At 54.5% G+C, this 10,665-nt stretch carries 9 protein-coding genes; 3 read left to right on the top strand and 6 right to left on the bottom strand.

Going from position 1 to position 10,665, the window contains the following annotated elements; translation table 11 throughout:
• The 6 genes from VKV29_RS11145 to VKV29_RS11120 form a co-directional block, all read right to left on the bottom strand.
• Window positions 1-1,782, bottom strand: a 1,782-nt coding sequence (locus VKV29_RS11145; protein WP_343217364.1) for an ATP-dependent Clp protease ATP-binding subunit, incomplete at its 3' end; no start/stop codon positions are given.
• Between the two features lie 94 nt (window positions 1,783-1,876).
• Window positions 1,877-2,812, bottom strand: coding sequence for a ribonuclease Z (gene rnz, locus VKV29_RS11140; protein ID WP_324201380.1), 936 nt, complete (start codon window positions 2,810-2,812; stop codon window positions 1,877-1,879).
• Between the two features lie 6 nt (window positions 2,813-2,818).
• Window positions 2,819-3,724 carry an aldo/keto reductase gene (locus tag VKV29_RS11135; RefSeq protein WP_324201379.1) on the bottom strand — a complete coding sequence of 302 codons (906 nt, stop codon included), beginning with the start codon at window positions 3,722-3,724 and terminating at the stop codon, window positions 2,819-2,821.
• Window positions 3,725-3,776: 52 nt separating this feature from the next.
• Window positions 3,777-4,661 carry a sugar phosphate isomerase/epimerase family protein gene (locus VKV29_RS11130; protein ID WP_324201378.1) on the bottom strand — a complete coding sequence of 295 codons (885 nt, stop codon included), beginning with the start codon at window positions 4,659-4,661 and terminating at the stop codon, window positions 3,777-3,779.
• A gap of 58 nt (window positions 4,662-4,719) precedes the next feature.
• Window positions 4,720-5,565: a GNAT family N-acetyltransferase gene (locus tag VKV29_RS11125; protein WP_324201377.1), complete on the bottom strand. Its 846-nt coding sequence runs from the start codon at window positions 5,563-5,565 to the stop codon at window positions 4,720-4,722.
• Between the two features lie 6 nt (window positions 5,566-5,571).
• Entirely contained in the window at window positions 5,572-6,222 is a 651-nt protein-coding gene (locus VKV29_RS11120; protein WP_324201376.1) for a riboflavin synthase, read from the bottom strand.
• Window positions 6,223-6,391: 169 nt separating this feature from the next.
• Here VKV29_RS11120 and rimO point away from each other — a divergent pair, with 169 nt between their 5' ends.
• The 3 genes from rimO to gltX form a co-directional block, all read left to right on the top strand.
• Window positions 6,392-7,837, top strand: a complete 1,446-nt coding sequence (gene rimO / locus VKV29_RS11115) for a 30S ribosomal protein S12 methylthiotransferase RimO (protein WP_324201375.1) — start codon at window positions 6,392-6,394, stop codon at window positions 7,835-7,837.
• A 23-nt stretch (window positions 7,838-7,860) separates the two neighbouring features.
• The gene (locus tag VKV29_RS11110; protein WP_324201374.1) at window positions 7,861-9,759 is read left to right on the top strand and encodes a hypothetical protein; all 1,899 of its coding nucleotides are present in this window, start codon (window positions 7,861-7,863) and stop codon (window positions 9,757-9,759) included.
• A gap of 9 nt (window positions 9,760-9,768) precedes the next feature.
• Window positions 9,769-10,665: glutamate--tRNA ligase (gene gltX, locus VKV29_RS11105; RefSeq protein WP_324201373.1), on the top strand; the 897-nt coding region annotated here is incomplete at its 3' end.

Below are 10,665 nucleotides of genomic sequence, written 5' to 3'. Positions count from 1 at the left end.
GCGCGAACGCCGAACCGCGTTGGCCACCGCCGTAATCGCCTCGTCTTGCCCAACCACGCGTTGGCGCAGTCGCTCCTCCATGTGGAGCAGCTTCTGCATCTCGCCCTCCAACATACGGCTTACGGGGATGCCCGTCCACTTACTGACGATCTCGGCGATGTCGTCCGCTGTTACCTCCTCTTTTAGTAGAGCCTGACCGCCCTGCTGGACCTCCCGCAGCTCGGCCTGCTCCTGCTCTAAACGCTTGTTCAGCGCGTGCATTACCCCGTACCGCAGTTCGGCCGCCTTTGCCAGGTCACCCTCTCTCTCGGCAGCCTCCGCTTGCAACCGAGCCTGTTCGATCTCTTGTTTGGTCTTGCTGATCTTTTGGATCACCCGCTTCTCGTTCTCCCAGCGGGCCTTCAGTTGCGCCGACTGCTCGCGCAGGTCGCTCAATTCCTGCTCGATCTTTGCAAGGCGCTCTTTACCGGCCTCATCGGTCTCCTTCGACAAGGCCATGCGCTCGATCTCCAGTTGGCGTATCCTCCGCTCCACGGCATCAATCTCCGCCGGCATCGAGTCGATCTCGATGCGTAGGCGCGAGGCCGCCTCATCCACCAAATCTATGGCCTTGTCCGGCAAAAACCGGTCGGAGATGTAACGATGCGAAAGCACTGCCGCAGCAACCAGCGCGCTGTCGGTGATTCGCACGCCATGGTGAACCTCATAACGTTCCTTTAAACCGCGCAAAATGGCGATCGTGTCCTCTACAGATGGCTCACCAACGTAGATCGGCTGGAAGCGTCGCTCAAGAGCGGCATCTTTTTCGATGTGTTTCCGATACTCATCCAGCGTGGTGGCGCCGATACAGCGCAGTTCCCCCCGCGCCAGCATCGGCTTCAGCATGTTGGAGGCATCCATAGCGCCCTCGGCAGCGCCCGCCCCCACAATGGTGTGAATCTCATCTATAAACAGAATGATGGAGCCTTCGGCGCGGGCGATCTCTTTGAGCACGGCCTTGAGGCGCTCCTCAAACTCTCCACGATATTTTGTGCCTGCGATCAAAGAGCCGAGATCAAGCGCGATGATGCGCTTATTGCGTAAACCCTCAGGCACATCGCCTTCCACAATGCGCTGTGCCAAACCCTCTACAATGGCTGTCTTTCCTACACCCGGCTCTCCTATCAAAACCGGGTTGTTCTTCGTGCGCCGTGAGAGCACCTGAATAACACGGCGAATCTCTTCATCGCGCCCGATCACAGGGTCCAGCTTCTGCTTTCGTGCCTCTTCGGTTAGATCGCGACCGTACTTTTCTAAGGCCTGGTACTTCTCTTCAGGGTTGGGGTCAACGATCCGTTGATTTCCGCGAACGTCGCGTAACGCCTGCAGCAAGTTATCTTGGGTTACTCCCTGTGCCTTCAGAAGTCGCGCCGCATTGCTCTGGCCATCCACAACAATGCCGAGTAGCAGGTGCTCTGTGCTAACATACTCATCCTGCATCCTCTCGGCCTCTGAAAAGGCGATGTTGAAAACATTACGAAGGCGCGGGGATATCGTAGACCCATGCTCTGCCGAGCCGGAAACCTTTGGCAACTTTTCGATCTCCGCCTCAAGCTGACGTTCCAGCACCGGCACGTTCACTCCGAGTTTCTGGAGAATGGGTTGGGTTACACCGTCTGTCTGTTGCAGTAGGGCGGCGAGCAGATGCTCCACATCAATCTGCACGTTCTGGTGCGTCACTGCCTGCTGTTGGGCATCCTGTACCGCCTCTTGAGCTTTGATAGTTAATTTATCCATGCGCATAGGGCATCCCTCAATCTCTTCAAAATTAGTGTCTCGTTATAATACTACCTTAGTGTGGTATTATAAAGTTCCAAGTAGACAACCTTTCCAAAACCTACTGTGGCTCGCGACGGGGAACCTCATAAATCATAAAGTCATGGGCCAAAATGGTGTTGGGGAAAATCGCCTGCGCCTCCTGCAGCAGCGCATTCATCTTGTCACCGGTTTCGTAGCGCGCACTAAAATGAGTCAGTATCAAACACCGCACTCCGGCTTCGGCGGCCGTCCGCGCTGCCATCTCGGCAGTAGAGTGCATGCCGCGTTTGGCATGCTCCAACTCGTCTTTGGTATAGGTTGCCTCATGAATTAACAGATCGGCACCCTGGGCCAGCTCCACGGCTTTTGGAGTGTAGATGGTGTCACCGCAATAGACTACTTTACGCCCAGCACGTGGCGGCCCTACAAGGCTTTTGCCGTCAATAATGCGGCCATCCTCCAGCCGAATCACCTCACCGGCTTTAAGACGACCGTAGAGTGGGCCCTCCGGTATCCCCAGCGCCCTCGCGCGCTCCACATCAAAACGCCCCGGCAACGGTTTCTCCACCACGGCATAGCCGTAACACTCCATTCGATGCCGCATAGGGGCTGCCCAAACCTCAAATCGCTCATCCTCGTAAATCAAGCCGGGGCGAACCGTTTGCACCGTAATGGCGTAGCTCGGTCGCGAACGACTGATATCCAACGACAGCCGCACGTACTCTTCTAACCCCGCCGGCCCATAGAGTGTGACCGGTGTGGTGCCACCGTTTTGCATCGCCCTACTTGCTAGCAACCCAGGCAACCCAAAGAGATGATCGCCATGCAGGTGAGTAATGAAGATGCGCTCGAGATGGCTCAATCGCAATGGAGAACGCAGAATCTGGTGCTGGGTCCCCTCTCCGCAATCAAACAGCCATAGGGTGCCCCGCTCCGGCAACTGCAGAGCCACGCTGCTTACATTGCGACTGCGGGTCGGAGCACCAGAACTCGTACCAAGAAACGTTATTCGCATACGTCGCTAACTAAGTGCCACCCAGTCGGCTTCGGCCACCTCCTTCCAGCGCCTGCGTATCATCTCTATCTGCTCCGGTTCTAATCCCCCAGCTTCCAGCAGTTTGGCGTTTTGCTGCCAGCGCTCCGGCTTTGTTGTGCCGACAATCGCCGTGTGAACGCCCGGCAAACCGATCACGAAACGCAGCGCCGTTGCCGCTGCCTCTTCAGGGTCCGCCAGAAAACTGTACTGAAGTTTCTGCAAACGCTCCCAGTAAGGGGCGATATAGCCGTTTGAAGGCCTCTCTTTGTAAAGCCAAACCGCGTTCGCTATTGGCCGCTTCACTATAACACCGATGTTATTTCGCCGGGCTACAGGCAGCAAGAGATCGATGCCACGCTGATCGGCAATACTAATAGAGGTTTGCAAGGTATCGAAAGCTCCGCACTCAAGTGCGTAGAGTGCAGCCTCATTATCTCCACTGTAGCCGATAAATCGCGCTTTGCCGGCATCCCGCGCCCGCTGCAGCACCTCGATGACCTCGCCACGTTGCAAAACCTCAAGCGAGCATGTATGAAGCTGAATGAGGTCGAGGTAATCTGTACGCAAACGCCTCAGACTCCGCTCAATAGACCTCTCCAGCAACATCGGGCTCCAGTCAGGGTAGTCTAGCCCAGAGGCGTGACCGCACTTGGTGAATAGATAACACTCGGAGCGCCGGTGGGCAATTGCTTGCCCAATAAGCTCTTCGCTTGAAACTTGGCCGTTGGAATAGCACTCTGCCGTATCAATCACGTTCAAGCCGGCATCCAGAGCACTATTGAGCAGACGTTCCACCGTGGCAGCTTCTGCCCCCAAATAGCCTATCTCCGCTCCACCAAACCCAAGCACACTGACCTCTAAACCGGTCTTCCCTAAAACCCTTCTTTCCATGTATATCCTCTCCTTTCACGGCGAAATCCACTTCTTAATAAGAGATCCTACCTCATGCGGTCTGAATAAGCCTCTCTAGGTACTGGCGTCCTTTCCGTAAATTCTCCCTTCTTTCCACCTCAGTGAAGCGCCCCAGCGACTCGTCCTCCATACAGAGATCGCGAGAATATCCTGCCTGCTTCAGCAAGCGCACATAGCGAGAGAGATCAATATCTCCCTCGTATATCGGAGAAACATAGCGCCCATACTCATAGCCGATAGCGCGCTCGCTCTCTCGAACCTCTTCCGGATAGGCGATGTTCTTGATGTGCGTATGCTTTACATCGCGGGCGAAACGCTCAAAAATGGCATAGACTTTGGAAAGGGGCCAGCCACGCCAATAGAAGTTACCCGAATCCAACGTTAACCCTAAACGCGGCGAATTGACGGTTGAGAGCACATAGCCCAGAAATTCTGGGTCGTTGCCAATCCCGCCGTGGTTCTCTATCCCTAAATCCACCCCGCTGTCGGCCGTGCGCTGCAGTATCTCGCTTAAAGCCCTGACCACAAGGGCTTGTGTCTCCGCCGGGCTTCGATGGGGCTCCCCTTTCAGAAGAGGGTCAATCCGTACCACCGGCACCCCTAAACTGGCAGCGGCCTCCACAGTTCGCACCGCCCAAGAGATTTCGGCTTCCCAGTCCGCCGCGTTGAAGTTGTTGCCCATGCATAGGGCACAAATCTGTACACCCACGCCCTCCGCTTGGCGCTTCAGCTCAGCCAACCCCTCCTCACCGGAGAGCCGGAGGCGCTCCTTCCCCTCTACCGGCTGTAGCGCCGGCACCGTGTCATCACGCTGCACCAGAAGCTCCACGGCTTGGTAGCCTAAATCCTTCAACCCTTCTCCAAGCTGCTTATATCCCGCTGCGAAAACGATCTCATCTCGTATAGAGACAAACATAGAACCTCCAACTTCGATTTTTTGACACAAGGCCGATACATTCTACACTTTTTACGCCCTATTTGCGACCTGCCCCCGCTAACGAATCCTCCAAATAGAGCAGCCCCCATATCGAGACCTCCTTAAAGCCCAATCGCCGGTACACTCGCCCGGCCACCGGGTTCTCGTAAAACAGACACGGCAGCTTTCCATCCTTCTGCAGATCGAGGGCGAGCGCCGCCGTACATGCCGCCGCATAACCATGACCGCGCGCCTCCGGTCGTGTATAAACTCCTCCGATAAGACCAACATGCTTACTTTCCACATTTAGCAGGGCACAAGAAACAATTCGTACTGCGGAAGAGTGACCTATTGGCTCCTCCACCACAAATACCCGCCCACTCGATAGCTTTCCCATAACGTTCGGACGACTGCGATACATGTTGCCCGCGCCGGCATAGAGATCGGCCAACTTATCGAGATCGCCCATTGTGGCTCGACGCGCTAGCCGCAAAAGAGACTCCTCACACTGCGGAGGGCCGTCTAAACGCATAAAAGGACTTACCTCTAGGCCTACTGCCCGGTAGCGCTGCAAAGAAGCTCGTAACCCATAGATCGCCTCTAAAGAACCCCTTGCACCCAACAGTCCCTCTTGTCCATCTATAATGGATGCGAAGCTTGCCGCCGTGCGCCCATCTCTATCTACAATAACCACCATATTCGCATAGCGAAACAGCACTCCCTCCAACCTTCCTTCATCAAAAGCTCCCCAGGCCGGTAGGGCTTCATTTTGATAGCCGTAAACCTCTAGGTTGATATGCGCCGTCAGGAAGCGGTTCGTATCGGTCTCAAATAGGCGTGCACAGGCCTCAGCGTCCGCCACCACCAGGGGACGTACCAGCAGTGCGGAGGCCTCACGCGCCATGCGCCGTTAGCACCCCTTCCCAAAAGATTTCACATAGTCAGGCAAGACTTCCACTAAAAGCCTCTCCACATATTTCCCAATGAGATCGCACTCTAAATTCACCCTATCCCCTGGCAGGCGTCTGCCCAACGTGGTCACCTCACACGTGTGCGGAATAAGCCAAACAATGAACGTCTCAGCCTCCACGGAAGCCACCGTTAAACTAACACCGTCTACACAAATGGAGCCTTTTTCAACGATATAACGTCGCAAAGTAGGAGGGAAAGCTATCTCCATAATCCGTGCGTTCTCAGACATCTTTATCTCCCTAACGTGCCCCACCCCGTCCACGTGGCCCTGCACAATGTGGCCGCCGAAGCGCCCCTCTGCCGCCAACGGACGCTCTAAATTCACCGGAGAGCCACTGTGTAAGTCGCCTAAATTCGTTCGCATCATTGTCTCAGGAACAACATCGAAACGAAGAATCGCACCGGGATGGGCGTCTCCATCTATCTCCTCCTTGCTAACCACGGTAAGACAGCAACCGTTTACCGCCAAGCTATCTCCCACATCCGTGCCTTGGACGGTTTTGGAGGCCTCTATCTCGATAATAGCCGATCGTGCTCCACTCTTCACAGCAACAACCGTTCCGATCTCTTCGACGATGCCCGTAAACATAGAATGCCCCTATTTTCTCTTTCCTAACATAATACCGAATCTCAATTCGTTTCAACCTCTCCTTTTTAAAGGGTTCCGCGTGGTGGCTATATGGGGTAGCAGGAAGCAGCCACCTCGCTTCGCATTTGGGGTATACTTTATAGCTCGAATCAATATTGCGGCAGTGGCCATGTCTCAAACCCAAATCAAAAACGATAAACGCACCGTAGGTCTCATCAATCTCGGTTGCGCCAAGAACCAGGTAGATAGTGAGGAGATGCTAGGCCTTCTGAAAGAAGAAGGCCACTCCGTTCGCTTCATCAGCTCCCCACAAGAATTGGCCTCCACCACTGCCGATGTGGTTATCATCAACACCTGTGCCTTTATCGAATCGGCGCGTGAAGAGTCGATCAACACCATTCTTGAAGCCGTTGCCCAAAAACAACAAGGAAACGTAAAGAAAGTCGTTGTGGTCGGCTGCCTGGCACAGCGATACCCCAAAGAACTGTCCGAAGCCCTTCCGGAAGTGGATGCTTTTCTAGGCACCGGTCAAATCGAGCGCGTACCTAATATCACCCAACAAGTTCTTATTCGCCCCAGCCAACTCGTGGAAACCGTTGCACATCCCCATCACCGTTGGGTAAATGTGCCGACCCGTGTGCGATGGGGTACACCCTGGTCTGCCTATCTCAAAATCTCGGAAGGCTGCGACCACACCTGTACCTTCTGCGCCATACCCTCCTTCCGGGGCCGCCATGTAAGTAAGCCCTTTGAACGGATCATCGAAGAGGCCCATCAACTCGCTGCGCAAGGTGTACGAGAACTGAATCTGATCGCTCAAGACTCAACCCAATACGGCTACGACCTTTATAAACGCCCTCGCTTGCCTGAACTGCTCAAAGCCCTTTCGGAGATCGAGGAACTTCATTGGATTCGGCTCTTCTACTGCTACCCGTCACGCGTTAACGACGAACTTATTGAAACGCTTGCAACAACACAGAAAATATGCCACTACATTGATATGCCTCTCCAACATGCCGATAACGCCATCCTGCGCAAGATGCGTCGTCCCATGAGCTATCAAGGCTACATCGAGCTTCTCCAGAAGTTCCGGAATGCCATGCCGGATGCCGCCATTCGTACGACCTTCATTGTAGGTTTTCCAGGTGAATCCGAAGCCCACTTCGCAACACTTGAACGTTTTCTTGAAGAAGCTCAGTTCGACCGAGTTGGAGTCTTTACCTACTCGGTTGAGGAAGGGACACCGGCCGCAACCATGCGGCCAAAGGTCTCGGAACGGGTCAAAATGCAACGGCGGGAACGGCTCATGGCACGACAACAAACGATCTCTTATGAACGTAATCGTCGGTGGATCGGACGGCCTCTAGAGGTGCTTATAGAAGGGCGCTCTCCGCTCGACCCTACTACTGCCATAGGACGTTCTTTCCGCGATGGCCCGGAGGTTGACGGTAAGGTCTACGTGAAACGCTGTTTTGCCAACCCTGGTACCTTCATTACAGCCCGTATAACGGAGGCCCGTGCCTACGATCTGATCGGCGAGCCTATTGAATCGCACACAACAACGTTACCGCATTCATCACTACTATCTACAGCGAAACATTCTACAGCTAGCTGAGCTAGCAAGGGGGGAATACAAACGTGGCCACTGCCGCACCACAAAAACCGGAAGAACAAAACAAAGAGCTTACTCTGGCCTCGCTTTACGCAGCAGACCTTATCTGCAACACACTGCTGCAGGCCGGTACGTCGCTACGCACCATAGATATCGCCCGTAGCATCGCCTTGCCCGAATTTGATGCGAAACTAGCGCGCGTTATTTTGATAACACACCGAGATCGGTTTACCCTCGACCCAACCCAGAATAATCAGCGTGTGGCACCTCGCGAACGGCGATGGACGCTTTGGCTGCGGTATATGGATACCTCGCACTCCTTCGACAGGAATCTGCAACGTATTCTTCTGGAATGCGGCCGTCCGCTCCGTATCGAAATCCTCGCACGCGAGATGAGCGCGATCTACCATCGCCCCCAAGAGGTCTACGACGACATTATTCGCCGCTACGTCATAGATGGAAAACGCTACTTTCATGTTGAAAACACCGCCATCGCTCCCACAGGGTGGCTCCTCGAAACCGAGGCCAGCCTTGAGGCAATCTACAGCAAAACCCAGCAGGAGCGCGAAGAGGAGATTCTCTTCGATAACTTCTTAACCCCCGAAGAGGTCTACCGCTATCTACCCCTCGCGGAAGAGCTAGAACTAACTACCAATCCTACCGAGAAAATTCCCGTTTTTCTCGATAGGGTAGATGAACCGGTGCACGGTAAGGTGCTGCAGTTCCTCGCCTACCACCTCGATCCTGAAGGCTTCGATGCACGCAAATTTTATACGGCCATCTATCGCAGTGGGGCTTTTCCGTTGCAGGGCAACCTATGGATAGGGGCGAAAACAGAGGCCCGTCTGCGCGCGCTCTTCCCCTTACTGGCCGAACAAGAGGTGGGAGATGAGGCTGAACTGCAGAAGGAACAGGAGATTCTGCCCCTCGAACTCACCGATGAAGACAGGGAAGCCCTTGTGCAAAAGGTGCTTCAGACCGATGGCACCACTTTCGCCAATCAACTACTCGAAGAGCATTTTGAAATATCACCCTCCTATCCAACGTACAAACAAGACCTTGACACCATTACCGAAGCGCTCAAAGAGGACTCACGAGTGCTTTGGGTGGGCAGCCTACGGTTCCGTCCCCAAGGCTCTCTGCCGCCCTACGTTTACACCGTCCCCTCCATCCTTCACTATCCGCAAGAGACCTACTTCGATGCCGATGGCAATCCAATAGATGTACTGCTCGAAGATGAGGGATTCGACGGTAATCTTCGTCAGGAGATACTCAACCCACTCGCCCAAGACGTGCTCGATGAAGAAGAGCCTCTTCCCGAGCCGGACCCCAACCCGCCCACAACCGCCCGTGCGGTGATCAAATACCATCATAAACAGATCGGAACTATGCCGCTCTGTCAGTTCCCACCCGGCTTTTTCCCACCAAAGCCTACCATCCTTGAAACCGAGTTCGTTTTGCCGGGGGGGCAAACGGCGCAGGTTTGGGTCAACAACGAAACACGCCTTCTCTACGGCCTCTTCGATTGGTTCTCGACAATTCCCATCGACTCAGGAGCCACCTTTACCCTCGAACGCCAAGCTCCGGATCGGTACGTCGTCAACTATAACGATGAAAGTGAACCGATAATGTTCATTAGCCGCAACCGCATTAACGAGTTGCTTGAGCTTCAACAACGTGCAGAAACCGAGCAACTTCCCAATTTTGAGATTTTGCGGCATATCATGGAGCACTACCGCAAAGGCATCGAGTACCTTACCTTGCTCACCGAGGCAAATGTGGTACGCCGTATGAAACGCCGAATGGTCGCCTCCATTCTCTCCGGCTATCACTGCTTCTTCCAACGCGGTGGCGTGTGGGTGTTCGATGCCCGCAAACTTTCTCAAGGCTTCGACCGTTCCAAGCGGAAGTACATAATCCACTAAGGAGAAACTATGCCGGTTCGCGTTCGCTATGCGCCTAGCCCCACCGGTTCACCCCATGTGGGCAACCTGCGCACCGCGATATATAACTGGTTACTCGCCAAAAAAGAGGGGGGACAGTTCATCGCTCGCCTTGAAGATACCGATCGCACCCCAGAACGTTATGTTCCAGAAGGCATGTGGGATATCGAAGAGAGCCTGCGATATCTTGGCATCGTTCCTGACGAGTGGTGGGTCACCGGTGGCCCTAAAGGCCCCTATATTCAAAGCCAACGGCTCGAAATCTATAAAGAATATGCAGAAAAGCTCGTGGCCGAAGGCAAGGCCTACTATTGCTACTGCAGCAAGGAACGCCTCGAAGCCATGCGTAAAGAGCAACAGGCACGGGGCATCCCCACCGGCTACGACAGGCATTGCCGCGACCCCCAACGCCGCGAGCAGATGCGTCTAAAGCGCCTAAGTGAAGAGGGCGTTGAACCAACCCCTGTGATTCGCTTGGCCATGCCGCTCGAAGGCCAAACGGTTGTGCATGACCTCGTTCGGGGTGAGATCGTCTACGAAAATCGCTCCCAAGACGACCAGATCCTCCTGAAATCGGACGGTTATCCCACATACTTCCTCGCCTGCGTCGTGGATGATCACCTCATGGGTGTAACCCATGTTATTCGTGGGGATGACTGGCTCTCCAGCGCCGCCAAATTTATGGCGGTGATACAGGCCTTCGGCTGGGAACCCCCAAAACTGGTGCATCCCCCTCTTATCCTCGGTCCCGACCGAAAAAAATTGAGTAAGCGCCACGGCGCCACACAGTTCATGGAGTTTGTGCGCGAAGGCTACCTGCCCGAAGCCCTCTTCAATTTTCTCGTGCTTCTCGGATGGTCTGCCGGAGAGGAGAATCGCGAGATCATG

The organism is Chthonomonas sp. (assembly GCF_035294165.1).
GTDB lineage: Bacteria > Armatimonadota > Chthonomonadetes > Chthonomonadales > Chthonomonadaceae > Chthonomonas.
Note: the sequence above shows the minus strand (reverse complement) of the source record. Positions and strands in the feature narration are given on the sequence as shown.

Coding starts and splice junctions, on each gene's coding strand:
- VKV29_RS11120 (WP_324201376.1), bottom strand. CDS start 6,222: ATGTTTACGGGCATCGTCGAAGAGATCGGAACGGTTGTTGCTGTGAAG.
- VKV29_RS11135 (WP_324201379.1), bottom strand. CDS start 3,724: ATGGAAAGAAGGGTTTTAGGGAAGACCGGTTTAGAGGTCAGTGTGCTT.
- VKV29_RS11125 (WP_324201377.1), bottom strand. CDS start 5,565: ATGGCGCGTGAGGCCTCCGCACTGCTGGTACGTCCCCTGGTGGTGGCG.
- VKV29_RS11130 (WP_324201378.1), bottom strand. CDS start 4,661: ATGTTTGTCTCTATACGAGATGAGATCGTTTTCGCAGCGGGATATAAG.
- rimO (WP_324201375.1), top strand. CDS start 6,392: ATGTCTCAAACCCAAATCAAAAACGATAAACGCACCGTAGGTCTCATC.
- rnz (WP_324201380.1), bottom strand. CDS start 2,812: ATGCGAATAACGTTTCTTGGTACGAGTTCTGGTGCTCCGACCCGCAGT.